The organism is Sphingomonas sp. Leaf20, assembly GCF_001421535.1.
Classification (GTDB): Bacteria; Pseudomonadota; Alphaproteobacteria; order Sphingomonadales; family Sphingomonadaceae; genus Sphingomonas.
Genome location: NZ_LMKN01000001.1, coordinates 249,539 through 271,699, shown reverse-complemented (window position 1 = coordinate 271,699; position 22,161 = coordinate 249,539). Strand labels below are relative to the sequence as shown.

General features: G+C 65.8%; 29 protein-coding genes and 1 other RNA gene. 13 read left to right on the top strand and 17 right to left on the bottom strand.

Annotation, left to right across the window (positions count from 1 at the left end):
- The first annotated feature begins 9 nt into the window (after positions 1-9).
- The 5 genes from ASE72_RS01280 (at position 10) to rnpB (ending at position 3,632) form a co-directional block, all read left to right on the top strand.
- Positions 10-375 (top strand): response regulator, encoded by a 366-nt coding sequence (locus tag ASE72_RS01280; RefSeq protein ID WP_056015683.1) that lies wholly within the window; start codon positions 10-12, stop codon positions 373-375.
- Between the two features lie 16 nt (positions 376-391).
- A complete protein-coding gene (gene cheB / locus ASE72_RS01275) occupies positions 392-1,519 on the top strand; it encodes a chemotaxis-specific protein-glutamate methyltransferase CheB (protein WP_268795868.1) in 1,128 nt (375 codons plus the stop codon).
- A complete protein-coding gene (locus ASE72_RS01270) occupies positions 1,519-2,397 on the top strand; it encodes a CheR family methyltransferase (protein ID WP_082445846.1) in 879 nt (292 codons plus the stop codon). Before cheB ends, ASE72_RS01270 begins: the two co-directional genes overlap by 1 nt.
- Before the next feature lie 201 nt (positions 2,398-2,598).
- Complete coding sequence (locus ASE72_RS01265; RefSeq protein WP_443019355.1) at positions 2,599-3,231, top strand: N-acetylmuramoyl-L-alanine amidase; 633 nt, start codon at positions 2,599-2,601, stop codon at positions 3,229-3,231.
- 11 nt (positions 3,232-3,242) lie between these two features.
- Positions 3,243-3,632, top strand: an RNA gene (rnpB, locus tag ASE72_RS07790) — RNase P RNA component class A.
- A 72-nt stretch (positions 3,633-3,704) separates the two neighbouring features.
- Here the strand turns inward: rnpB and ASE72_RS01260 are convergent.
- Complete coding sequence (locus ASE72_RS01260) at positions 3,705-4,343, bottom strand: carbonic anhydrase (RefSeq protein ID WP_056015678.1); 639 nt, start codon at positions 4,341-4,343, stop codon at positions 3,705-3,707.
- On the bottom strand, positions 4,340-5,920 hold the full coding sequence (locus ASE72_RS01255) for a SulP family inorganic anion transporter (protein WP_082445717.1): 1,581 nt from the start codon (positions 5,918-5,920) through the stop codon (positions 4,340-4,342). The genes ASE72_RS01260 and ASE72_RS01255 overlap by 4 nt, the downstream gene beginning before the upstream one ends.
- 202 nt (positions 5,921-6,122) lie before the next feature.
- Here ASE72_RS01255 and ASE72_RS01250 point away from each other — a divergent pair, with 202 nt between their 5' ends.
- Entirely contained in the window at positions 6,123-6,662 is a 540-nt protein-coding gene (locus ASE72_RS01250; protein WP_056015673.1) for a J domain-containing protein, read from the top strand.
- Complete coding sequence (locus tag ASE72_RS01245; protein WP_235532183.1) at positions 6,647-6,958, top strand: (2Fe-2S) ferredoxin domain-containing protein; 312 nt, start codon at positions 6,647-6,649, stop codon at positions 6,956-6,958. Before ASE72_RS01250 ends, ASE72_RS01245 begins: the two co-directional genes overlap by 16 nt.
- 33 nt (positions 6,959-6,991) lie before the next feature.
- Here ASE72_RS01245 and ASE72_RS01240 read toward each other — a convergent pair whose 3' ends face one another.
- The 10 genes from ASE72_RS01240 to ASE72_RS20505 form a co-directional block, all read right to left on the bottom strand.
- Complete coding sequence (locus ASE72_RS01240) at positions 6,992-7,399, bottom strand: SufE family protein (protein WP_056018636.1); 408 nt, start codon at positions 7,397-7,399, stop codon at positions 6,992-6,994.
- A 112-nt stretch (positions 7,400-7,511) separates the two neighbouring features.
- Positions 7,512-7,751, bottom strand: a complete 240-nt coding sequence (locus ASE72_RS01235; RefSeq protein WP_056015670.1) for a hypothetical protein — start codon at positions 7,749-7,751, stop codon at positions 7,512-7,514.
- Positions 7,752-7,763: 12 nt separating this feature from the next.
- Positions 7,764-8,003 (bottom strand): hypothetical protein, encoded by a 240-nt coding sequence (locus tag ASE72_RS01230; RefSeq protein ID WP_056015667.1) that lies wholly within the window; start codon positions 8,001-8,003, stop codon positions 7,764-7,766.
- A 22-nt stretch (positions 8,004-8,025) separates the two neighbouring features.
- Complete coding sequence (locus tag ASE72_RS01225) at positions 8,026-8,301, bottom strand: hypothetical protein (protein ID WP_056018633.1); 276 nt, start codon at positions 8,299-8,301, stop codon at positions 8,026-8,028.
- 11 nt (positions 8,302-8,312) lie between these two features.
- A complete protein-coding gene (locus ASE72_RS01220) occupies positions 8,313-8,609 on the bottom strand; it encodes a hypothetical protein (protein ID WP_056015664.1) in 297 nt (98 codons plus the stop codon).
- A 29-nt stretch (positions 8,610-8,638) separates the two neighbouring features.
- On the bottom strand, positions 8,639-9,022 hold the full coding sequence (gene pspC / locus ASE72_RS01215) for an envelope stress response membrane protein PspC (RefSeq protein WP_056015661.1): 384 nt from the start codon (positions 9,020-9,022) through the stop codon (positions 8,639-8,641).
- Between the two features lies 1 nt (position 9,023).
- Complete coding sequence (pspB, locus tag ASE72_RS01210; RefSeq protein ID WP_056015658.1) at positions 9,024-9,332, bottom strand: envelope stress response membrane protein PspB; 309 nt, start codon at positions 9,330-9,332, stop codon at positions 9,024-9,026.
- Between the two features lies 1 nt (position 9,333).
- Positions 9,334-9,999 carry a phage shock protein PspA gene (gene pspA / locus ASE72_RS01205; protein ID WP_056015655.1) on the bottom strand — a complete coding sequence of 222 codons (666 nt, stop codon included), beginning with the start codon at positions 9,997-9,999 and terminating at the stop codon, positions 9,334-9,336.
- Between the two features lie 52 nt (positions 10,000-10,051).
- The gene (locus ASE72_RS20595; protein ID WP_200916138.1) at positions 10,052-10,189 is read right to left on the bottom strand and encodes a hypothetical protein; all 138 of its coding nucleotides are present in this window, start codon (positions 10,187-10,189) and stop codon (positions 10,052-10,054) included.
- A 59-nt stretch (positions 10,190-10,248) separates the two neighbouring features.
- Positions 10,249-10,404 carry a hypothetical protein gene (locus ASE72_RS20505; RefSeq protein ID WP_162235439.1) on the bottom strand — a complete coding sequence of 52 codons (156 nt, stop codon included), beginning with the start codon at positions 10,402-10,404 and terminating at the stop codon, positions 10,249-10,251.
- On the opposite strand from ASE72_RS20505, the gene pspF reads away from it, so the two are divergent.
- On the top strand, positions 10,361-11,419 hold the full coding sequence (gene pspF, locus ASE72_RS01200; RefSeq protein WP_056015652.1) for a phage shock protein operon transcriptional activator: 1,059 nt from the start codon (positions 10,361-10,363) through the stop codon (positions 11,417-11,419). The genes ASE72_RS20505 and pspF overlap by 44 nt on opposite strands.
- 137 nt (positions 11,420-11,556) lie before the next feature.
- Positions 11,557-12,171: a superoxide dismutase gene (locus tag ASE72_RS01195; protein WP_056015650.1), complete on the top strand. Its 615-nt coding sequence runs from the start codon at positions 11,557-11,559 to the stop codon at positions 12,169-12,171.
- Between the two features lie 105 nt (positions 12,172-12,276).
- On the opposite strand, the gene ASE72_RS01190 is transcribed toward ASE72_RS01195, so the two are convergent.
- From ASE72_RS01190 to ASE72_RS01175, 4 genes are all read right to left on the bottom strand, one after another.
- The gene (locus ASE72_RS01190; RefSeq protein ID WP_268795866.1) at positions 12,277-12,888 is read right to left on the bottom strand and encodes a septation protein A; all 612 of its coding nucleotides are present in this window, start codon (positions 12,886-12,888) and stop codon (positions 12,277-12,279) included.
- 128 nt (positions 12,889-13,016) lie between these two features.
- Positions 13,017-13,952: a signal recognition particle-docking protein FtsY gene (ftsY, locus tag ASE72_RS01185; RefSeq protein ID WP_056015644.1), complete on the bottom strand. Its 936-nt coding sequence runs from the start codon at positions 13,950-13,952 to the stop codon at positions 13,017-13,019.
- Complete coding sequence (gene mtaB, locus ASE72_RS01180; RefSeq protein WP_056015640.1) at positions 13,949-15,220, bottom strand: tRNA (N(6)-L-threonylcarbamoyladenosine(37)-C(2))-methylthiotransferase MtaB; 1,272 nt, start codon at positions 15,218-15,220, stop codon at positions 13,949-13,951. The genes ftsY and mtaB overlap by 4 nt, the downstream gene beginning before the upstream one ends.
- Positions 15,221-15,310: 90 nt before the next feature.
- Positions 15,311-16,936 (bottom strand): putative bifunctional diguanylate cyclase/phosphodiesterase, encoded by a 1,626-nt coding sequence (locus tag ASE72_RS01175; protein ID WP_056015639.1) that lies wholly within the window; start codon positions 16,934-16,936, stop codon positions 15,311-15,313.
- Positions 16,937-17,204: 268 nt separating this feature from the next.
- Here ASE72_RS01175 and ffh point away from each other — a divergent pair, with 268 nt between their 5' ends.
- The 3 genes from ffh (at position 17,205) to rimM (ending at position 20,088) form a co-directional block, all read left to right on the top strand.
- Positions 17,205-18,749, top strand: coding sequence for a signal recognition particle protein (gene ffh, locus ASE72_RS01170; protein WP_056015637.1), 1,545 nt, complete (start codon positions 17,205-17,207; stop codon positions 18,747-18,749).
- A 121-nt stretch (positions 18,750-18,870) separates the two neighbouring features.
- Entirely contained in the window at positions 18,871-19,296 is a 426-nt protein-coding gene (gene rpsP / locus ASE72_RS01165; protein WP_031396325.1) for a 30S ribosomal protein S16, read from the top strand.
- A gap of 234 nt (positions 19,297-19,530) precedes the next feature.
- Positions 19,531-20,088 carry a ribosome maturation factor RimM gene (rimM, locus tag ASE72_RS01160; RefSeq protein WP_082445715.1) on the top strand — a complete coding sequence of 186 codons (558 nt, stop codon included), beginning with the start codon at positions 19,531-19,533 and terminating at the stop codon, positions 20,086-20,088.
- A 76-nt stretch (positions 20,089-20,164) separates the two neighbouring features.
- Here the strand turns inward: rimM and ASE72_RS01155 are convergent, their stop codons facing one another.
- Entirely contained in the window at positions 20,165-21,070 is a 906-nt protein-coding gene (locus ASE72_RS01155) for an NAD(P)/FAD-dependent oxidoreductase (RefSeq protein ID WP_056015635.1), read from the bottom strand.
- Positions 21,071-21,433: 363 nt separating this feature from the next.
- Between ASE72_RS01155 and trmD the strand changes: the two genes are divergently transcribed.
- On the top strand, positions 21,434-22,159 hold the full coding sequence (gene trmD, locus ASE72_RS01150; RefSeq protein WP_056018626.1) for a tRNA (guanosine(37)-N1)-methyltransferase TrmD: 726 nt from the start codon (positions 21,434-21,436) through the stop codon (positions 22,157-22,159).
- Positions 22,160-22,161 lie beyond the last annotated feature (2 nt).

Here is a 22,161-nt window from a genome sequence, read left to right as displayed (position 1 = left end):
AGGCTTTCCATGAAGACCTGTCTTGTCGTCGATGATTCTAAGGTGATCCGCAAGGTCGCACGCCATATCCTCGAGACGCTCAACTTTACCGTCAGCGAGGCCTGTGACGGTCGCGAGGCGCTCGAAGCGTGCATGGCGTCCGTGCCCGACGTGATTCTGCTCGACTGGAACATGCCCGTGATGAGCGGGATGGATTTCCTGCGTGCGCTGCGGCTGAGCGATCTGAGCCATCGGCCGAAGGTGGTGTTCTGCACGACGGAGAACGGCATGGCGTATATCCGCGCCGCAATCGAGGCGGGTGCCGACGAATATGTGATGAAGCCCTTCGATCGCGATACGCTCGAGTCCAAGCTGCAAATCGTCGGCATGGCCTGATCGGGGAGGCGACGCCGTGGCCGTTTCGCTGCCCTTCACGCCTGTGCTCAAGGCGCCGGTGGACCGGGCGTCGCGAGTCCTGATCGTCGATGACTCGGTCGTGGCCCGCGCGGTGATGGCGCGGCTGGTCGACGCGAGCGAACAGTTTTCTGTGGTCGGCGCCGTCGCCAATGCCGCGGCCGCGCTGCAGTTCCTCAGCGGCGCGAGCGTGGATTTCATCCTGCTCGATATCGAGATGCCCGGCGTCGACGGCCTCACCGCCTTGCCCGACCTGATCGAGGCGGGTGCCGGGGCCAAGGTCGTGATCGTATCGTCGTCCGCGACCGAGGGCGGCGTCGCCGCGGTCCAGGCGCTCGCGCTGGGCGCGGCCGAAACGCTGGTCAAGCCCGGCGCGACGGGGATGTCGGGACGGTTCGCCAGCGCACTGGTCGAGACGCTCGAACGCTTGTCCGAAACGATCGCCGACACGCCCCCGCCGCTGTCGCTGCGACCGACGAGCCGGTCGGGCGTCAGCCCTCGCCTCGCGACGAGCACCAATGAGCCGACCGAGCGCCCCGGATCGTCGGATGACTATGACATTGTCGCGATCGGTGCGTCGACGGGGGGGATCCACGCACTCAGCGCGCTCCTGCGCGCCTTGCCGGTATCGTTCCGCCTGCCGATCCTGATCACCCAGCATCTGCCCGCATCGTTCATGCCCTATTTCGCGGCGCAGCTGGCGGTGTTGTCGGGGCGGCCATGCGACGTGGCGACGGATCGCCTGCGCATCCGTCCCGGCCGATTGATCGTCGCCCCCGGCGACGCGCATCTGCGGTGCGTCACGCTGCCCGGCAGCGGCGCGGCGATCCGGCTGCTGCACGAGCCGGTTGCGAATGGATGCCTGCCTTCGGTGGATCCGATGCTGCGATCGGTCGCAGAGGTGTTTGGTTCGCGCGCGCTCGCGATCATGCTGAGCGGCATGGGGCGCGATGGGGCGGAGGGGGCGCAACATGTTCGCGATGCGGGCGGCTGTATCCTCGCGCAGGATCAGGCGAGCTCGGTAGTCTGGGGTATGCCGGGTGCCGTGGTCGCTGCGGGACTCGCCGACGCCGTCCTTGCGCCCGATGCGATCGGCCGCCTCGTCGCGATGCGGCGTCGGCCATGATGTCCGGACCACCCGCCAGCCGATCCGAGGCAAGCCCGGTGTCGCAGATTGCGACCAACGTCCTCACCGCGCTGCTCGAAGCGCGTACCGGCCAGCAGATCTCGGCCTATCGCTCGTGGCGGCTCGACACCGCGTTGAAACCGTTGCTGCGCGATCGCAAGCTCGACACGCTCGACCAGCTCGTCACGCAGCTGCTCGAGGGCAGCGACCGGGTCATCGGCGACCGCATCGTCGATGCGCTGCTCAACCAGGAGACCTCGTTCTACCGCGATGCGCTGGTGTTCGAATCGCTCGTCGAGGCGATCGCCGACGCGGAGGCGAAGGGGCGCGCGGTCCGTATCTGGAGCGCGGGCTGCGCGACGGGTCAGGAGCCGCTGTCGCTGGCGATGCTGTTCGCCGAGCGTCACGAGCAGACCGGCGCGCCGATACCCGAGATCGTCGCGACCGATGTCTCTGCAGCGGCGATCGCGCGCGCGCGTGCCGGGCGGTTCACGCAGTTCGAGATCCAGCGCGGCCTGCCGATCCGGCGGATGATGCGGTGGTTCGACGGCGATGGCAGCGACTGGGTCGCCAAGCCGGAGCTGGTCAAGATGGTGACGTTTCGGCGCCTCAACCTCGTCGCGGATCCGGCGCCGTCGGGGCAGTTCGATGTCGTGCTGTGCCGCAACGTCCTGTTGTACCTTGCCGCCGATACGAAACGATGCGTGTTCGCGACGATCGCGCGGGCGTTGCGTCCGGGCGGGCTGCTCGTCATGGGGGCGGGCGAGACGGTGATCGGCCAGACGTCGGCGTTCGAGCCGAGCAAGCGCTTTCGCGGGTTCTACGAGACGCCGCCCCCCGGGTCGACCACGCTGACCGCCGGTCGCGCTGCCGCCTGAGCCGGACCAGTGCCAGCGTCGCCTGGCTCGCATCCGGTGGTGGCGGATGGCTTTTCCGCTATTACGCCGGCGATCGGTTGACGCTATTGCCGACGCAAGCGGGCTGCATGCTGCCCGCTTGCCATGGCTGGAGGGGAAGCTCGCTTGACGATCATCGAGACGCCGTCACCGAATTTCGACGATCGCACGCTGCCTATCAGCATGATCGTGCTGCACTATACCGGGATGCAGGACGGCCCGTCGGCGATCGCCCGGTTGCGCGATCCCGACGCCAAGGTCTCGTCGCATTATCTGATCGACGAGGACGGCACCGTGTTGCGGATGGTGGCCGAGGACAAGCGCGCCTGGCATGCGGGGCGCTCGCACTGGCGCGACATCGACGACGTGAATTCGGCGAGCATCGGCATCGAGATCGTCAATCCGGGCCATGAATTCGGCTATCGCCCGTTTCCCGCCGAGCAGATCGCCGCGTTGCTTCCACTCGTCGCGGCGATCAAGGACCGGCACGAGATTACGCGCGGCAACATCGTCGGCCATTCGGACATCGCGCCGACGCGCAAGCGCGACCCCGGCGAGCTGTTCCCGTGGCATGAACTCGCGCGCCGCCGCCTCGCCTTGCCGCGGCCGACGAAGAACCTGATGGATCCGGGCTGGACCGAGGCGGGCTTCTGCCTTGCGCTCGAACGCTTCGGCTATGATGTCGAAAACCGGATGGCGGCGATCATGGCGTTCCAGCGGCGTTTCCGACCCGAACTGGTCGATGGCGAGATCGATGCCGAATGCCGCTGCATCCTGCTCGCTTTGCTGCTTCCCAAACCGATGGGTGACGATTAGGGATCGTCGCGCCAGAGGGTCGGGCGGCCGCGGGGGTGTTGTAATGGCATCCGCGAGGAAAGTCCGGGCTCCGCGAAACGACGGTGCCGGGTAACGCCCGGCGGGGGCGACCCCAGGGACAGTGCCACAGAGAGCAGACGGCCAACCCTCGGCGCAAGCCGGGGCGGTCAGAGTGAAAGGGTGCGGTAAGAGCGCACCGCGCGCCTGGTAACAGGGGCGGCACGGCAAACCCCACCGGGAGCAAGATCGAATAGGGGTGGCGCATGGGCTTCGTTTCAGCTCGTCACCCGGGTTGATTGCTTGAGGCGACGGGCAACCGTCGTCCTAGAGGAATGGTCGCCTAACTTCCGTATCGAAGGATCGGGAATGGACAGAACCCGGCTTACAGACCCTCTGGCACCGTTTCCCGCATTGCCCCGGCCAGCGGCGTGGGGCAGGGCCGCCGTCGCCCGGTCGGAGCGACAGCGGCGCCGTTAGACGAGGACCTTGGCCGGACGGCCGATCTCGTCGAGCACCGTATCCGACGCGATCTCCATCAGCGGTTTGATATGGCCGTCGCGCATGTCGTAGACCCATCCGTGAAGCGCGAGTTCCTGGCCGCTGGCGAACGCGTCCTGCACCGTCTTGGTCCGGGCAAGGCGAACCAGCTGGTCGCGCACGTTGACCTCGACGAAACGGTTCACCTTCGCCTCCGCGTCGGGCTGCGCGTCGATTTCGTCGCGGTGATCATCGAGCACCTGACGCGCGGTATCGAGCCACTCGTTGACCGGGCCTTCCGTCCCGCCGTGAAACGCGCCCTTGATGCCGCCGCAGCCATGATGGCCGCAGACGATCACGTGCTTCACCTTCAGCACGTCGACCGCATATTGCAGCACCGACATCAGGTTCAGGTCGTGTTCGTTCACGAGATTGGCGATGTTGCGGTGGATGAACATCCCGCCCGGCTGGGTCATCGTCATCTGTTCGGGGCTGACGCGACTGTCCGAACAGCCGATCCAGAGAAACTCGGGGCGCTGGCCGAGCGTCTGCCGGCTGAAGAATTCGGGGTTCTCGTCCGTGAGCTCGGCGACCCATGCCTTGTTGGCGAGCAGGAGCTGTTTGTAGCGTCTCATGTGTAAAGAACCTCGCTCGATGGCGCGTTGATCAGCGCGGCGCGCTTGCCGGCGATGTCCCCGCGCAAGCTGACCGTGATGCCGCGATAGACCGCGCCTTTGATGAACGCGTTGATGATGTCGATATTGTCGAGATCGACATAGCTGGTCGAGGACAGGTCGATCAGCACCTGCGTGTTGTCGGGCACGCGGTCGAGCGACTTCTGCAGTTCATATTTGTGGATGAAGTACAGGTTGCGGCGCGCGCGGACGAGGCAGTCGTCGCCATCGCAGGCGAAGGTGATGGCCGTACGAAAGTTCCGCGCGATCACGAACACGAAGCCGACGACGATGCCGATGATGATGCCCTCGAGCAGGTCGGTGAACAGGATCGCGACGACGGTGACGACGAACGGAATGAACTGCGTCCATCCCTGCTTGTAGCGCTCGATGAAGAGCTTCGGCTTGGTCAGCTTGTAGCCCGTCGCGATCAGCACCGCGGCCAGCGCCGACAACGGGATGAGGTTCAGCACGGCAGGGATCAACGCCACGCTGATCAGCAGCCAGAAGCCGTGGAGCATCGTCGACAGCTTGCTCTCGGCCTTCGCGTCGACATTGGCCGACGACCGGACGATCACCGATGTGACGGGAAGCCCGCCGATCATGCCGGAGATGATGTTGCCGCCGCCTTGCGCCAGCAATTCCCAGTTCTTGTCGGTCGAGCGGCGCCGCGGGTCGATCTCGTCGACGGCCTTGACGCTCAGCAGCGACTCGAGGCTGGCGACGATCGCGAGCGTGATCGCGGTGGTCCAGACGATGCCGAGGCCGATCCCGGAGAAGTCGGGCAGCGTGAAGAGCGACGGAAATTCGGAAAGCCGCTGCGTGATGGGCACCTGCACGAGATGCGTGGCCTGCAATTGCCACTCAGGCTTGAGGGCGCCGAGGAGCACGTTGCCGATCACGCCGATCAGCACGACGACGAGCGGGCCCGGGACGAACCGCAGTGGCCCGGTCTTGGGCTTCGCGCCGTCCCACCAGAACAGGAAGGCGAGGCTGATGCCGGCGATCAGGATCGCGCCGGGGGTGGTGCTCGCCGACAGGCTGTCGAGAATGCGCGTGAAGGTGTTCGCGCCGTTGGCGGTACTGAATTCGAAGATCCCCTCCGCCTCGCGGTCAAAGCCGACGGCATGCGGGATCTGCTTGAGGATGAGGATCAGGCCGATCGCCGCCAGCATGCCGGTGATCACCGACGAGGGGACGAATTCGCTGAGGATCCCGGCGCGGGTCAGCGAGAAGGCGAGCTGGAGCACACCTGAGAGCACGACCGCGAGCAGGAACATCTGATAGCTCGGCATGCTCTCGATCGCGGCGAGCACGATCACCGTCAGGCCCGCCGCGGGGCCGCTGACCGAAAGCGGCGATTTCGAGAAGAGGCCGACGGCGATACCGCCGACGATCCCCGAGATGAGCCCTGCGAACAAGGGTGCGCCTGACGCAAGCGCAACGCCGAGGCACAGCGGCAATGCGACGAGCGCGACGACGATCGAGGCCGGAAGATCTGCCCGCCAGGTCGTTAGCTTCGGGATGAGTGACGTCACCGGTGTTCCAGTCGCTATGGTGTCAGCCGGGATGCGACCGGAATGGACGCTTCATCCCATGCCAGATGACAAAATGTTCATCTTGATACGCGATGAAGGTACGCCAACTCAAGCGTCAAGTGGCTGGACCGTAGATGATGCAGGGCAAGATTGCGGACGGGCGTGGTTGCGTTGTCGGCGCAGACGCCTATCTCGGGCCGCTATGGCGCGAAGCACGACACGTACGTCCGACTGGGGCTTTCCGCGGTGGCGGGGCTATGGCTCGAGCAGCGAGGCGACGACGGTGCGGCTGTGCGACCGGCATGGTTGCAACGAGCCCGGCAATTGTCCCGCGCCGAAATCGCCGAACAGCCCCGATCGCTGGTATTTCTGCATGGAGCATGCAGGCGAGTATAATCGCGGGTGGAATTATTTCGAAGGCTTGAGCGCGGAGGAAGCCGCCGAGCGCGAGGCGGCGGAAACGCGGACGGCGGACGGATATGCCGACCCCAAACATTATGCCTGGGCAGGATCGGGTGACGGCAGCCGGTCGCGCGACGAGATGCGCGCGCTGGAAGTGCTGCAGCTCGAGCCCGATGCGACGTTCGAGGACGTCCGCGCGGCGTGGCGGCGGATGGCGAAGGCCAACCATCCCGATGTTCGGCCCGGCGACAAGGATGCCGCGACGCGGTTCCAGGGGGTGCAGGCGGCGTACGAGGTGCTGCGCGCGGCCGAGGATGCACGGACGTGGAAGCCGGTGTGATCCGCGTGCTCGCGAGCCGCTGGCAGGGCAGCGTGCTCGTGTGCGGCAAATGTTCGAAGAAGCTCGACGGCGGGTTCGGCGACAAGCGCCGGACGTCGCTTGCCAAGCTGTTGCGGACCGCATTCGGGGTTAAGAAGGGGCGCAAGGCCGATCGCGGCGTCGTCGAGGTCAAGTGCCTGGGGGTCTGCCCCAAAAACGCTGTCGTGATGATCGACGGCGCGCGGCCGGGGCACTGGATGCTGGTGCCGGCCGGGACCGAACCGCGCGAAGTCGTGGCGATGCTTGCGCAGGATTGAAGTCGACGATCCGCCGCCGGCCGAGGCATTGCGCTAGGCGGCGTAACGCTCGGCCGTTTCGCGGATCAGCGCGATCATGTTCGGGATGCCCTGCGTCCGGTTCGAGCTGAGCTGCTTGCTCAGGTCGAACGGTGCGAGCGCGTCGCCGATGTCGGTCGCGACGATCGTCGCAGGGGCCTGATCCTGGACGGTCTGGAGGACCAGTGCGATGATCCCCTTGGTAATCGCCGCGTTCGAGTCCGCAAGGAAGTGGAGGCGGCCATCGTCGGTCTTGGTCGGGTACACCCACACGGAGGCCGAACATCCGCGAACCAGAGTCGCATCGGTCTTCAGCGCATCCGGCATGGGTTCGAGATCGCGCCCGAGATCGATCAGCAGACGGTAGCGATCGTCGGGTTCGAGGAAGTCATATTCCTCATGGATAGCGGAAAGGTCGGGCATTGCGCTGCGGTACCCCGGCGTCATGTCGGCCGCAACCATCGTAAACTCGCGTCTGACGCAATCGCCCGGGTGGCCGATCGGGCAGCCGCCGAGGCGCGACGGGGTGAGCGTCCTACAGATCCACCCCGGCGGCAATCGCCTCGAGCTTCTTGATACGCTCTTTCAGGTCGGCGATCTCGATCCGCGCGCCGGTCGATACCGCGACGGGCATTCCGGTGTCGTGCGCATGGTCGAGTTCCATCCGCCGGAGCGAAAGCCAACCCCGCCAGCCGGCAAGCCCTGCCGCGACGATCATCGCAAGTCCCGCGAGGCTCGTCAGGGCCAGCGTGATGTAGATGTTAGGTTCGGTCATGTCCGCCTCCTCCTAGCGGTCGCGAAGCCGCTCGATCTCCCGATCGAGGTCGACGCTCTTGTGATTGTCGGTGATCACGCGCTCCAGCACCTGGATGCGTTGTTTCATCTGGCTGACTTCCTCGCGCAGCCGCAGCGTGTCGGCGGTGTCCGCCGGGTTGATCAGCGAGCCCTGCGCCCGGTATTTCGCCCTGAGGACTTTCGAAACCGCCACGATCAGGACGATGCAGACGACCATCGTAAAGGGATTCATCGGATTTCTCCTGCTTACGCGTCTAGTTGAGAGGCCGCTCGTCGCGGAGCAGATCGATTTCGCTGGATAGGGCGATGCCGCGATCGGTCACGATCCGTTCGAGCACCCGGACGCGCTGTTCGAGGCGTTCGGTGTGGGCGGCATATTGCGCCGCCTTTTCCGCGGTCTGCGCCGTCAGCGCGGTCGACATCGTTTCCTTGTGCTTCAACCAGCGCTTGAACATCTCGCTGCCGATCCCGAGCGTGACCGGCAGGCCGACGCAGATGATCGCGAGCATGAAGATCGTGAACCCGTTCATCTTCGTACCCTTCAACGGTTGCGGAGTGCTTCGATCTCGCGGGCGGTACGCTCGGCGGGGTCAGTGGCGATGCGTTCGAGGACGGCGATCCGTTCCTCGAGCCGCGAGACCTGGCCGGTCAGCCGCTCGTTCTCGGTGCTGAGCAGCTGTACCTTGCGCTCGCCATCGGGATCGCCACGGTGCGTCTTGCCGCTCCATTCGTCTTCCAGCGCATAGCCATGCTTTGCCCGGATCCAATTGTTGATCACCCATCCCACCGTCGAGATCGCGATGATCGCGATGACGAAGCCCGGTCCACCCCAACTCATTGTTCGTCTCCCTCAACCCCGCCCGCGTCTCAGCGCAGGCTGTCGATCTCTGCTGCGAGGCTGTTGCTCGAGCGGCTGGTATAGTGCGTCTCGATGTCGGCGAGGCGGCGGTCGATATCGCGGAACTTGCTGCGGACCTCGGCGGTCGAGCGCTTCGGGTTGGATCGCACGCCCTGCCAGAACTTCGCGTCGTCCGGCGTCTCGTACAGCCCGTACGGCTTGGCCTCGCCCATCCATGCGACCAGCCAATAGGCGATCAGCGTCCAGGGGAACCCTCCGGCGAACGTCAGCAGGACCATCGCGACACGGACCCAGAGGACATCGACCCCTGTATAGTCGGCGATCCCGGCGCAAACGCCCTTGTACTTGGCGTTCTGCTTGTCGAGGTAGAACTTGGTGCGGCTGGCGGACATTTCAGTTCCTCCGGTTGAACGATTGATCGAGGTCGCGCTTCATCTCGTCGCGGTCGATCTGATAGGGCGAATGGGTCTGGCTGGTGATCCCGGGCTTCCAGTCGGGGTTGTCGGCGGCGATGATCCGTTCGACGGTCATCACCCGGTCCTCGAGGCGGCGGGCGAGCATCTGCAGCTCGTCGAGCAGGCGCTCATCCTCTTCGGTGATCCGTGGCGCCTGCTTCCATTTGGTAATGTAATGCAGGATGACCCAGGGCAGACCGATGAAGATCGAGGTGATCGCGATCAGCGGTACAACGACGTCTTCCATCTCAGTCTTCCTTCTTCAGGCGCGCCTTGAGGGCGGCGAGCTGGGCATCGACCTTGTCGTTGCTGCGCAGTTCGGCGATCTCCTCCTCCAGCGTCTTGACCACCCCGAGCCCCATCGCATCCGCGCGGCCCTCGGCCTCGTCGACGCGGCGATCGAGGATGTCGAAGCGGCTGAAGGCCTCGTGCGTCTTCGGGCCGTTGTACATCTCGCGGAGCCGCGTCCGGTTGTTCGCGCTCTCCAGTCGGGTCTGCACCGCGTTCTGCTTGGTGCGGGCTTCGCGCAGCTTGGTCTGCAGCTTGGCGATGTCCTCTTCCGACGCGCGCAGTGCATCGTCGAGAACGACGATCTCCGCTTTCAGCTGATCGGCCATGTCGAACGCCTTCTGCCGTTCGACCAGCGCGGCCTTGGCAAGGTCTTCGCGATCCTTGCTGAGCGCGAGTTCGGCCTTCTCAGTCCAGTTGTCCTGGAGCTGCTCGAGCTTCGAGATATGACGCCGCATTTCCTTCTGATCGGCGATCGTCCGCGCCGCGGAAGCGCGCACCTCGACCAGCGTTTCCTCCATCTCGAGGATGATCATGCGGATCATCTTCGACGGATCTTCGGCCTTCTCGATGAGATCGGCGAAGTTGGCAGCGACGATGTCGCGAGTGCGGGAAAAAATGCCCATGTAAATCCTACTCCAGGGATCGGCCCGAGGCTCTGGTCGAGCCGTCGGGCACTTATGCCACGATTGCGGTGTGTGCCGCGACCGCGTTCGCTTGATGCGCCGGTGCGACTGCGCCCAGCACGCAGGTCGCGCTGAAGACGATGGTGCAGAGTGCGGCGGCAACGGTGCGGATGATGTCGGTCTTGAACATGATGGAACTCCCTGATGGTGCGATGTTCCGCCTGTGTGCGGATTGTCTCAAGCTTTGCATCAGTCGTGCCAGTTTTGAAAAAGGTGGAAAAACCGGTACTTAGCGATTTCCTTCAGATCGATATCGATCAGGTGCTTGCGAAGAGTTGGTAAATCGCGCCACATCTTCGTCATGGAGCGAACAACGCAGGTCATCGGGGAATCGAGCACCTTCATGGGGGCGCTGGAACGCGCATCGCGTGCGGCCGCACTCGACCGCCCCGTGCTGGTCATCGGCGAGCGGGGAACGGGCAAGGAACTGGTCGCAGAGCGACTGCACCGCCTGTCGCCGCGCTGGGATCAGCCGCTGGTGATCATGAACTGTGCGGCACTGCCCGAGTCGCTGATCGAGGCCGAGTTGTTCGGGCACGAGGCGGGGGCGTTCACGGGCGCGACCAAGGCGCGCGTCGGGCGGTTCGAGGAGGCCGATGGCGGCACGCTGTTCCTCGACGAGTTGGGGACGTTGTCGATGGCGGCGCAGGACCGGCTGCTGCGCGCGGTCGAATATGGCGAGATCACGCGGATCGGATCGTCGCGGCCACGGCGTGTCGACGTACGCATCGTTGCCGCGACCAACGAGCATCTGCCCGACAAGGTCGATCGCCATGAGTTTCGCGCCGACCTTCTCGATCGGCTGTCGTTCGAGGTGGTGACACTGCCGCCCTTGCGCGCACGGAGCGGCGACGTGGTGGTGCTTGCCGAGCATTTCGGGCGGCGGATGGCGTCCGAACTCGGACGTGATCGCTGGGAAGGGTTCGGGCCTGCCGCGATGGACGCGCTGGTCGCGTACCGCTGGCCGGGCAATGTCCGCGAACTGCGCAACGTCGTCGAGCGCGCGGTCTATCGGTGGGAGCAAGCGGGTCCGATCGACGAGATCGAGATCGACCCGTTCCAGTCGCCGCACCGCCCCGGTGCGGGGCAGGCGCCTCGGCCTCAGGCCATTGTCCCGGCCGCACCGCCCGCCCGGCAGCCCGACGTGCCGGCGATCGACGAGGATGATCCCGTCGTCGCGTGTGAAGAAGGGCCGTCCGATTTCAAGTCGCGCGTCTCGCGGTTCGAGCGGGATCTCCTCGCCAAGGCATTGTCCGAACATCGCTTCAACCAGCGGGCGACGGCGGAAGCGCTCGGGCTGTCCTATGACCAGTTGCGACATGCGTTGAAGCGCCACGACCTGCTGAACGCCGGCGGCTGACCCGCAACCATCTTGTGATGCCTGCACCCTCGCTATCACCGCGCAGGGTGGTCGGGACGCTTGCGGAACGACTTTGCGCGGACCATTTGGGGCGGGCGGGCGTTAAACGTCCAACCCATTCACCAAGGAGACTTCCGATGGCTTTCGAACTACCGCCGCTGCCTTACGCCTATGACGCGCTCGAGCCGGTGATCGATCAGGAGACGATGAAGTTTCACCACGATAAGCATCATGCGGCCTATACTGCGAAGCTGAATGAAGGTGTCGAGAAGGACTCCGCGCTGGCGGGCAAGTCGATCGAGGACATTCTCGGGATGATCTCGTCGCAACCGCCGCTCGTTCGCAACAACGGCGGCGGCTTCTGGAACCATGACTTCTTCTGGAAGACGATGGCGCCCAAGGCTGGTCAGGCCCCGTCGGGCAAGCTGGCAGAGGCGATCGATCGTGACTTTGGGGGCCTCGACAAGCTCAAGGACGAGTTCAACACCAAGGGCGCGGGCCAGTTCGGGTCGGGCTGGGCATGGCTGATCGCCGATGACAGCGGCAAGTTGAAGGTGACGAGCACGCCGAACCAGGACAACCCGCTGATGGACGACGCCAAGGAGCCGGGCACGCCGCTTCTGGGTAACGATGTGTGGGAGCACGCCTATTACCTGACGTACAAGAACGATCGTCCGGGCTATCTGAAGGCGTGGTGGGACATCGTGAACTGGGACGTGGTCGGCGAGCGCTACGCGAAGGTCGCGGGCTGAACTGACGCTTGAACCGTCACCCCGGCGAAAGCCGGGGTATCCCCGTGGCAGTCGTGACGTCTGACACGGGGAGATTGCAGCGTTGCTGCGATGACGGGTTTTTCATTACCCTTCGGGCGGCAGGTCGGTGACGGCCTTGTCGCCCGTTTGCAGTCCATGCTTCAACAGCATCGGAATATTGGCGAACGCGAAGATCAGCGTCAGCGGGATCGCGCCCCAGAGCTTGAAGCCGACCCAGAAATCCCATGTGCTGTTGCGCCAGACCGCTTCGTTGAGCACCGCCATGAACACGAAGAACACCGCCCAGTTACGCGTGAGCTTGCGCCAGCCGTCCGCGGACAGTCCCGGATACGCCGTGCCGAGTAGCGACTGGAGCAGCGGGCGGCCGGTGACGAGCCCGAACGTCAGGATGGCGGCGAACATCGCGTAGATGATCGTCGGCTTCATCTGGATGAAGCGCTGGTCGTGAAAATAGATCGTCAGTCCGCCGAACACGACGATCAGCGCGCCAGACATCCACAGCATCGGCGAGATGTGGCCCGACTTCACCTTGGAGACGATCATCGCGACGATCGTGGCGATGATGAACGCGGTCGTCGCGGCGACGACGCGCGCGATCGGTGCGCCCGGGGTAAGCGAGTTCACCGCAAAGAAGATCGCGAGCGGGCCATAGTCGATCGCCATGCGAAGACCGGGGGGCAGGGGGGATTTGGTCACTGTGTCTTCCAAGAAATGCGGTGAAATCCGGTTCGCCCCGACCATAGTCGAACGACATTGCCACAAGCTGGCCGGTCGTTGACGTCGCGCAGGACGAACGGAGGGTACCCCCCCCCCCGGACGGCGTGTTACTTCCGAACGCTCTCCACGCCCGCGATGATCCGGCTGACCTCGTTCGCATCGAACGGCCGGAGGTCGGTCATCCCCTCGCCGATGCCGATCGCGTGGATGGGGAGGCCGTATTTCTCGGCCGCCGCGACCAGCACGCCGCCACGTGCGGTGCCGTCGAGCTTGGTCATCACGAGCCCGGTCACGCCCGCGACCTCCTTGAACACCTCGATCTGCTGGAGCGCGTTCTGGCCGGTGGTCGCGTCGAGCACGAGGACGATGTCGTGCGGGCTCTCGGGGTTGATGCGGCCGAGCACGCGGCGGATCTTGGCCAGCTCGTCCATCAGTTCGCGCTTGTTCTGGAGACGGCCTGCGGTGTCGACGATCAGCACGTCGATCCCCGTCTCGGTCGCTTTTTTCACCGCGTCCCACACCACGCCCGCCGCGTCGCCGCCCTCCGGGCCAGTGACGATCGGCACGCCGACGCGCTCGGCCCAGGTACGGAGCTGGCCGATCGCGGCGGCGCGGAACGTGTCGCCCGCGGCCAGCATCACGCCGTAATCCTGCTCCATCAACAGATGCGCGAGCTTGGCGATCGTCGTGGTCTTGCCCGAGCCGTTGACGCCGATCACGAGAATGACCTGCGGACGTGGAAACGCGTCGATCTCGATCGGCTTGGCGACGGTCGCAAGGACCTTCTCGACCTCTTCCGCGACGATGACGCGGATGCCGAGTTCCTCCATGTTTCGCTCGAAGCTGCCTTCGGACAGCCGGTGACGGATCCGGCCCGCGGTTTCAGGGCCGAGATCGGAGGCGATCAGCGCCTCCTCGATATCGTCGAGCGTCGCGTCGTCGAGGCGTGCGCCGCCAAGGCCGGCGAGATTGCCGACGAGCCGGTCGGACGTGCGCTTGAAGCCGCCGAGCAGCTTGTCGTGCCAGGTGGGGGTGGTGCTCATGTGTTGTCCCGTGTTGCGCTCAGGCGGTCGCCCGTTGCGCCGGTGATTCTGACGCGGACGATTTCGCCCGGTATCGCGGTTTCGTCCAGCACGACTTCGGCAAAGTTACCGATATGGCCGCGGTCGCCGGGTCGCTCGACAAGCAGGTCCTGCGTGGTGCCGACCAGTCCGCGCAACCACTTCGCCCGTGCAGCCTCACCCGCCTCGCGCAACAGCGTCGCGCGCTGGCGGCGGATGCCGGGCTCGACCTGGGGCATGCGTGCAGCGGGCGTGCCGGCGCGGGGCGAATAGGGGAAGATGTGCGGGTGGACGATCATGCAATCGTCGATCAGCGCGAGCGTGTTCGCGAACATCGCGTCGTCTTCGGTCGGGAAGCCCGCGATCAGGTCGGCGCCGATCGCGATATCCGGACGTGCCGCCTTGAGTCGCTGGACCAGATCGACGCTTTCGGCGCGCGAATGGCGGCGCTTCATGCGCTTGAGGATCATGTCATCCCCGGCCTGCAGCGACAGATGGACGTGCGGCATGATCCGCGCGTCCCCCGTCAGCACGGCAAAGAGCCGGTCGTCGATCTCGATCCCGTCGAGCGACGACAGCCGCAGCCGCCGCAATGCGGGTACGTGCGTGAGGATCCGCTCGACGAGGTGACCGAGCGTGGGGGCGCCCGGCAGGTCGGGGCCGTAGCTGGTGAGGTCGACGCCCGTCAGGACGATCTCGCTGTGCCCGGCGTCGACCAAGCCCGCGATGCGATCGACGACCGCGCCGGCGGGGACCGAACGGCTCGCGCCGCGGCCGAAAGGGATCGCGCAGAAGGTGCACCGGTGGTCACATCCGTTCTGGACCTCGACGAACGCACGGGCGTGGGCGGAAAAGCTCGCGGCGAGATGCGGTGCGGTCTCGCGAACCGTCATGACGTCGGAGACCAGGACCGCCGCCTCGCTCTGCCAGGCAGACGGCAACAGCTTGTCCGCGTTGCCGATTACCCGGTCGACCTCGGACATTGCGGCGAAGCTGGCGGGATCGATCTGCGCTGCGCAGCCCGTGACGACGATCTGCGCCGATGGACGGTCGCGGCGGGCGCGCCGGATCGCGACGCGGGTCGCCTTCACCGCCGCGTTGGTGACCGCGCAGCTGTTGACGACGACCATGTCCCGCCCCGCGACGAGTGCGCGGATCGTTTCGCTTTCGGCGATATTGAGGCGGCAACCCAGACTGACGACGTCGGGACCGGCCTCTGGCGCAGCCTGAGGCAGGGGGGCGGATGGCATGGGTGCGATCTATAAGCGACGTTGCGCGAAGTCCACGCAATCTCTTTCGCGCGGATAGACCGTGCAGGCGCGGGCCTGTCGGCCGGTCGGTCAGCTTGCGAGGCGGGGCGACGAATCGCGCAGTGCCGGGAACTCGCTGTCGGGCTGGTGCGCGAGAAGGCGCTTTTCGGCGAGCATCCGGCGGACCTGCGCGGCGTTGAGGGGGCGGCCGTAGAGATAGCCCTGACCCTTGGCACATCCGATCGCACAGAGGCGTTCCTCGACCGCGGCGTCCTCGATTCCTTCCGCGGTGGTCGGCAGGTTGAGGCTGTCGCCGAGCCGCGCGATCGTGTTGACGATCGCCATGCTCTCGGGGTTTTCGAGGATCGAGGCGACGAAGCTCTTGTCGATCTTGATCCGGTCGAACGGCAGCGCGCGCAGATGCGCGAGGCTCGAATAGCCCGTCCCGAAATCATCGAGCGCGAGGCGGATGCCCTGGTTCTTCAGACTTCCGACGATCGATTGCGCGAGCGGCAGGTTGTCGAACAGCGCGCTCTCGGTGATCTCGATTTCCAGCCGGCTTGCGGGGAAGCCCGTCTCGACGAGAGTCTTGATGATCTTCTGTGCGAGCCACGCGTCGCGAAGCTGGAGCGGCGAGATGTTGACCGACAATGTCAGCGCCGCATCCCAATCGCGCGCCGCCGTGAATGCCTGCCGCATGATCGACAGCGAGAGGTCGCCGATCGCGCCGATCTCTTCGGCGATCGGGATGAAGACGTCGGGGGTGATCGTGCCGCGGGTAGGATGTTCCCACCGCGCAAGCACCTCGAACCCCGTGACACGCCCCGTTGCGAGATCGACCTGCTGTTCGAAGCAGGGGATGATCTGCTGCGCCGGAATCGCATGGCGCAGGCCCGTCTCGAGTTCGCCGCGAAGCTGGAGCGTGCGCTCCATTGACGGGCTGAACCATGCATGGCGGTTGCGGCCGTTCGTCCGCGCGGCGTGCAGCGCGATGTCCGCGGTACGGAGCAGCGCGTCGATCGAGGCGCAATCCGCGTCAGATCGCGCCACGCCGATCGAGGCGCTGGTATGGATTTCGATCCCGTTGGCGCGAAACGGCGTGGCGAGGCCGGCGACGAGGCGCTCGGCGATGCGGTCGGCGACTTCCTGATGCGAGGGGTCGAAGATGAAGGCGCAGGCAAATTCATCCGCGCCGAGTCGCGCGAGCAGGCTGGACCCCGGAACGATCGCGGCGATCGTCTCCGCGACATGGATGAGCAGCAGGTCACCGATCGCATAGCCGTGCAGATCGTTGACGCCCTTGAAGAGGTCGATGTCGATCATCAGCATCGCGACCGCCTTGCCGCGGCGACGCGCGCTCCCGAACAAGGTCGCACCGTCTTCCGACAGACTGCGCCGGTTGAGAAACCCCGTAAGCGGATCGCGCTGCGCGAGGATCCGATCCCGCATCCCCGCATCGGCGACTTCGTTCAATTCGACCGATAATGCACGATAGCGCAGGACCCCGAAGAGAATGAGCGCGACGTTCAGCAGCATCGCGACGATCAGCCGGTGGTCGATTCCCGTCCCGTCACCCGTCACATGCGCGATCGCGTCGAGCAGAACCGCGCCGCCGGTACCGACCAGCAACAACGCAGCCGCGCCCGTCACGGCACCCGTGACGAACTCACGGCTGATGTTGCGGGGCAGGCGGGGAGCCGCCGGCGATGCTGTCATGCGATGACGGGCCTTTGCGCTTATGATCTACATCACATCTGCGCGCGAAATGTGTAGGACCCGTTAAGAGCCGGTTTAGCCGCGGTGCGGAGCGTCGTGCGCAACTGTCCGGCGGGCGCCATCTTGCATCGAGCGGCGCGGTCGCGTATCGGGCGTTCCACGTTCCGTCACGGGACGCATAAGACGAGCATCCAAGGATGCACGCTGGCCGGCGAGGTTTCGCCCGCCGGCGCTTTTGCGTTTGGTGACGGTGTATTGGAGTATTTCGATGTTCGAAAGCCTGAGCGATCGACTTGGCGGCGTCTTCGACCGCCTTCGCGGCCGGGGTGCGCTGACCGAAGCGGACGTGCGCGCAGCGATGCGCGAGGTGCGCGTCGCGCTGCTCGAGGCCGACGTCGCGCTGCCCGTCGCGCGCGACTTCGTCGAGAAGGCGACCGAGAAGGCCGTTGGCCAGAACGTGCTGCGCTCGGTCACGCCGGGGCAGCAGGTCGTCAAGATCGTCAGCGACGCGCTCGTCGAGATGCTCGGCGCCGAAGCCTCCGAACTCGAACTCGGCGTCACGCCGCCCGCGGTCATCATGATGGTCGGGCTTCAGGGCTCGGGCAAGACGACCACCACCGCGAAGATCGCCAAGCGGCTTGCGGCGGGGCAATCGGCGATCGGCGGCAACGGGCGCGAGCGCAAGAAGGTGCTGATGGCGTCGCTCGACGTCAATCGCCCGAACGCGCAGGAACAGCTGGCAACGCTCGGTACGCAGATCGACGTTTCGACGCTGCCGATCGTGGCTGGCCAGCAGCCGGTCGATATCGCACGGCGCGCGATGCAGGCGGCCAAGCTGCAGGGCTATGACGTCCTGATGCTCGACACCGCGGGTCGACTCCATGTCGACCAGGCGCTGATGGACGAGATGAAGGCGGTCGCGGATGTCGCCAAGCCGGCCGAAATCCTGCTCGTCGTCGATTCGCTGACCGGTCAGGACGCGGTCAACGTCGCGCAGAACTTCTCCGATCAGGTGCCACTGACGGGTATCGTGCTGACCCGTATGGATGGCGATGCGCGCGGTGGTGCGGCGCTGTCGATGCGTGCGGTCACGGGCAAGCCGATCAAGTTTGCGGGCACGGGCGAGAAGCTCGATGCGCTCGAGGCGTTCCATCCCGAGCGCGTCGCCGGTCGGATCCTCGGCATGGGCGACGTGGTCAGCCTGGTCGAGCGCGCGGCGGAGTCGATCCAGGTCGAAGACGCCGAGCGGATGGCCGCCAAGATGGCCAAGGGTCAGTTCGACATGAACGACCTGCGTGCCCAGCTCGCGCAGATGCAGCGGATGGGCGGGCTCGGCGCGCTGGCGGGGATGATCCCCGGCATGAAGAAGGCGCAGGGCGCGGTCGCCTCGGTCGGCGGCGAGAAGGTCCTCGTCCATATGGACGCGATGATCGGATCGATGACGATCAAGGAGCGCAACAAGCCCGAGCTGATCAACGCCAAGCGCAAGATCCGCATCGCCAAGGGCTCCGGCACCACGGTGCAGGAGGTCAACAAGCTGCTCAAGATGCACCTCGAAATGTCGACTGCCATGAAGAAGATCAAGAAGATGGGCGGCATGAAGGGCATGATGGCGATGCTCGGTAAGGGCGGCATGGGCGGCGGTCTTGGCGGCATCGGTAACGCGATCGGCGGGCCGCAGATGGGCGACATGCTCAACAAGGCCGGCACAGGCGGGCTTCCGGGGGGTAATTCCGGGGGCGGCCTGCCGGGCCTGGGCGGCAAGATGCCGCAGCTGCCCGCGGGCTTCGACGATTTTCTGAAGAAGAAATAACCCTCCGCGCCCCGCCGTCATCCCAGCGAATGTTGGGATCTCCCGGTGAGAGTGCGGAACCTACCAACCCAAAGACCCCAGCTTTCGCTGGGGTGACGTTTAGATCCAGAAGGAAAATATCATGGCAATCAACATTCGCCTCGCGCGCGGTGGCTCCAAGAAGCGTCCCTATTACAAGATCGTCGTCGCCGACGCGCGCAGCCCGCGTGACGGCCGCTTCATCGAGAAGATCGGCAACTACAACCCGCTCCTCGCCAAGGATAACGAGCAGCGCGTGCAGCTCGACGCCGACCGCGCGAAGCATTGGCTGAGCGTCGGCGCGCAGCCGACCGACCGTGTCGCTCGCTTCCTCGATGCCGCAGGCGTTCTCGAGCGTTCGGCGCGCAACAACCCGAACAAGGGCAAGCCCGGCGAGAAGGCCACCGAGCGCGCTGAAGAGCGTGCGACCAAGGCGGCTGAAGCTGCCGAGGCCGAAGCGGCTGCAAAGGCGGCACCTGCTGCCGACGCAGAGGCACCTGCTGCCGAGACCGAAGAAGCCGCTTCGTAAGATCGACTTCCTCGTCATCCCAGCGAAGGCTGGGATCCAGAGCCAGGGACGGCAACATCCTAGGCTCTGGATCCTGGGTCGAGCCCAGGATGACGGACTGGGGGCGGCGATGCCCGCACCCGAATGGCGGCTCATGCGTTCTTTGTCGGTCTGTCACCCACAAGGAGCGCATGATGACCCCCGATCCAGATCCAAGAACAGCCCCCGCACCCGAGGACATCGAAGATGCCAGCAATGAAGGCGTCTCCGCCGAAGACCCCGCAGAAGGCGCCGACGACAGCCCCGGACCCGACACGGGCTCCGCGCAGGGATAAGGTCACGCTCGCCGTCGTGATCGGCGCGCACGGCATCGGCGGCGAGGTGCGGCTGAAGGTCTTTGCCGAGAATTTCGCAGCGTATAAGAGCTTTAACGATGGCGCGCTGACGTTGAAGTCCACGCGTGCCGGCAACAACGGCACGATCGCACGCTTCGCCGAGGTGGCCGATCGCAATGCCGCCGAGGCGATTCGCGGGACCGAACTGACCGTGCCGCGATCGTCGTTGCCGCCGCTCGATGACGGCGAATATTATCATACAGACCTGATCGGGCTCGCCGTCGTCTCGACCGATGGCGACGTGATCGGGCGCGTCGTTGCGATCGACAATTTCGGCGCGGGCGATGTCATCGAGATCGAGCGGTCTGCCGTGGACGAAAAGCCCGGCAAGCGGTTCATGGTGCCGATGCGCGTCGAGGCGGTGCCCGAATGGGATTCGGAACGGCTCGTGGTCGAGGCGTCCTTCGCTACCGAATAGGGCCCTCGTAACGTCTTGTTCTCCCGCGAAGGCGGGAGCCCAGTCTGGGTCCCCGCCTTCGCGGGCACACATGACGTTAGCGCCGGATCGGGCGCTGTTCCGACAGCATGTTGCGGATCGTCGTGGCGGCCACCCCGGCTTCGCCCATCGCGTGGCTGATCTGGTCGAGCCCCTTGACGACATCGCCCGCCGCGAACAGCCCGGGAATCGACGTGCGCTGATGATCGTCGACCTCTAGGCACCCTTCGTCCGTCGCGCGTGCGCCGGCAGCGACGGCGAGTTCCGACCGGATCACCGAGCCTAACGCCGGATAGACGCTGTCGAACGCCATCCGCCCCTCGACCGTGTCGAGCGCGAACCGGTCGGCTTCGATCGCATAGTTGCCGCAGGGGCCGCCGACCCGGACGATGCCCGCGTCGTCCAGCGCCGCCTCGCACGCAGGATCGAGATCGTGGCCACCGTCTGGCGCGATCAGGGTCACGTCCTTAGTGTAGCCGCGCAGGAACAGCGCCTCGCGCATGCCGTGGTCGCCAGTGCCGATCACGCCGACACGCTTGTCGGTCACCTCATAGCCGTCGCAGATCGGGCAATAGCGGAACAGGCCGGCCTCGAGCGCTTTGTCGTGGACCGCATCGGGCATGGCGGGGCGGTTGTTCACCACGCCGGTCGCGAGCAGGACGCTCCGCGCGCGGGCGCGGCGGTCGCCCAGGCGGACGGTGAAGCCGTCGTCATCGACCTCGATCGCGTCGACGCGCGCGCCCTCACGCACCGCGCCGTAGGTCTCCGCCTGCGCGAGCATCCGCGCGAGCAGATCGGTGCCGCGGATCCCCTCGGGATAGCCGGCGTGGTTGTGCGTGCAGGGGATCAAAGCGGCGCGGCTGCTGCCGCAGTCGAACAGCCGGATCGAAAGGTGGAACCGCGCGAGATAGATCGCCGCGGTGAGGCCTGCAGGCCCGGCGCCGATGATGATGCAATCGTCCATCCCGCTATAAGCGCGGCGCGGCAAATCCGTTCCGGTGGCGAAACGCTCGATCGCTATCGCAAGCCGGGCGCGGGAGTGATAGCGGCGGGCGGCATGAGCTATTGTGATTGGTCGGAAGGCGATCTCCACGCCTATGCGTCGCAAACCCAGGAGGGTGCGCGCCGGTACGTCGCGCAGGTCGCCGAGCCTGTGGTCGCGCGGTGCGGGGTGGAGGCGGAGTATGTCGAGGACAGCGCTGACGCTTTCCTCGCGCGCCTGAAATGGCTGAAGGCGCAGGGGTGTAAATTTCCCGCCGACGTCGTCCCCCAGGTCCTCGCCGCGGCACAGGAGGAGGCGCGGCTGGCGCGGCTGGCGGCGGGTGAGCTGCCCTGGGCGGCGACGATCGTGACGCTGTACCCCGAGATGTTCCCCGGGCCGCTCGGCACCTCGCTTGCCGGGCGGGCGCTGGGGGAGGGGCGGTGGTCATGCGAGCCCGTCCAGCTGCGCGACTTCGCGACCGACAAGCATCGCTCGGTCGATGATACGCCCGCGGGTGGCGGTGCGGGGATGGTGCTCCGCGCAGACGTCGTCGCCGCGGCGATCGACAGCGTGGCCGATGGGCGGCCGGTGCTGGCGATGACGCCGCGCGGCAGGCCGCTGACTCAGGAGCGGGTGCGCGAACTCGCACAAGGGCCCGGCGTCACGATCCTGTGCGGCCGGTTCGAGGGGTTCGACGAGCGGCTGTTCGAGGCGCGCGCCATCGAGGAGGTGTCGATCGGCGACTATATCCTGTCAGGCGGCGAGATGGGCGCGCTGGTGCTGCTCGATGCTTGCATTCGGCTGCTCCCCGGCGTAATGGGCGCGGCTTCTAGTGGGGATGACGAGAGCTTCGAAACGGGGCTTCTCGAATATCCGCATTATACCCGACCTCAGATATGGGAAGGGCGCACGATCCCGCAGGTGCTGCGATCGGGGGATCATGCGAAGATCGACGCATGGCGCAAACGCCGCGCGGAGATCGATACACGGTCACGGCGACCGGACCTTTGGGAGCGCCATGAGGGCGCTCGGGTCCAGTCGCCCTCTGGCGCGCGGCGACACGAGGACTGACT

Coding starts and splice junctions, on each gene's coding strand:
- ASE72_RS01280 (WP_056015683.1), top strand. CDS start 10: ATGAAGACCTGTCTTGTCGTCGATGATTCTAAGGTGATCCGCAAGGTC.
- ASE72_RS20505 (WP_162235439.1), bottom strand. CDS start 10,404: ATGAAGGTGCTCGATTCCCCGATGACCTGCGTTGTTCGCTCCATGACG.
- ASE72_RS01240 (WP_056018636.1), bottom strand. CDS start 7,399: ATGCCCGACCTTTCCGCTATCCATGAGGAATATGACTTCCTCGAACCC.
- ASE72_RS20595 (WP_200916138.1), bottom strand. CDS start 10,189: ATGTTCAAGACCGACATCATCCGCACCGTTGCCGCCGCACTCTGCACC.
- rpsP (WP_031396325.1), top strand. CDS start 18,871: ATGGCAATCAACATTCGCCTCGCGCGCGGTGGCTCCAAGAAGCGTCCC.
- ASE72_RS01235 (WP_056015670.1), bottom strand. CDS start 7,751: ATGACCGAACCTAACATCTACATCACGCTGGCCCTGACGAGCCTCGCG.
- rimM (WP_082445715.1), top strand. CDS start 19,531: ATGAAGGCGTCTCCGCCGAAGACCCCGCAGAAGGCGCCGACGACAGCC.
- pspC (WP_056015661.1), bottom strand. CDS start 9,022: ATGTCCGCCAGCCGCACCAAGTTCTACCTCGACAAGCAGAACGCCAAG.
- ASE72_RS01265 (WP_443019355.1), top strand. CDS start 2,599: ATGATCGTGCTGCACTATACCGGGATGCAGGACGGCCCGTCGGCGATC.
- ftsY (WP_056015644.1), bottom strand. CDS start 13,952: ATGAGCACCACCCCCACCTGGCACGACAAGCTGCTCGGCGGCTTCAAG.
- ASE72_RS01260 (WP_056015678.1), bottom strand. CDS start 4,343: ATGAGACGCTACAAACAGCTCCTGCTCGCCAACAAGGCATGGGTCGCC.
- ASE72_RS01270 (WP_082445846.1), top strand. CDS start 1,519: ATGTCCGGACCACCCGCCAGCCGATCCGAGGCAAGCCCGGTGTCGCAG.
- ASE72_RS01230 (WP_056015667.1), bottom strand. CDS start 8,003: ATGAATCCCTTTACGATGGTCGTCTGCATCGTCCTGATCGTGGCGGTT.
- pspA (WP_056015655.1), bottom strand. CDS start 9,999: ATGGGCATTTTTTCCCGCACTCGCGACATCGTCGCTGCCAACTTCGCC.
- ASE72_RS01250 (WP_056015673.1), top strand. CDS start 6,123: ATGGCGCGAAGCACGACACGTACGTCCGACTGGGGCTTTCCGCGGTGG.
- pspF (WP_056015652.1), top strand. CDS start 10,361: ATGGAGCGAACAACGCAGGTCATCGGGGAATCGAGCACCTTCATGGGG.
- pspB (WP_056015658.1), bottom strand. CDS start 9,332: ATGGAAGACGTCGTTGTACCGCTGATCGCGATCACCTCGATCTTCATC.
- mtaB (WP_056015640.1), bottom strand. CDS start 15,220: ATGCCATCCGCCCCCCTGCCTCAGGCTGCGCCAGAGGCCGGTCCCGAC.
- ASE72_RS01220 (WP_056015664.1), bottom strand. CDS start 8,609: ATGAGTTGGGGTGGACCGGGCTTCGTCATCGCGATCATCGCGATCTCG.
- ASE72_RS01195 (WP_056015650.1), top strand. CDS start 11,557: ATGGCTTTCGAACTACCGCCGCTGCCTTACGCCTATGACGCGCTCGAG.
- ASE72_RS01155 (WP_056015635.1), bottom strand. CDS start 21,070: ATGGACGATTGCATCATCATCGGCGCCGGGCCTGCAGGCCTCACCGCG.
- ffh (WP_056015637.1), top strand. CDS start 17,205: ATGTTCGAAAGCCTGAGCGATCGACTTGGCGGCGTCTTCGACCGCCTT.
- ASE72_RS01175 (WP_056015639.1), bottom strand. CDS start 16,936: ATGACAGCATCGCCGGCGGCTCCCCGCCTGCCCCGCAACATCAGCCGT.
- ASE72_RS01225 (WP_056018633.1), bottom strand. CDS start 8,301: ATGAACGGGTTCACGATCTTCATGCTCGCGATCATCTGCGTCGGCCTG.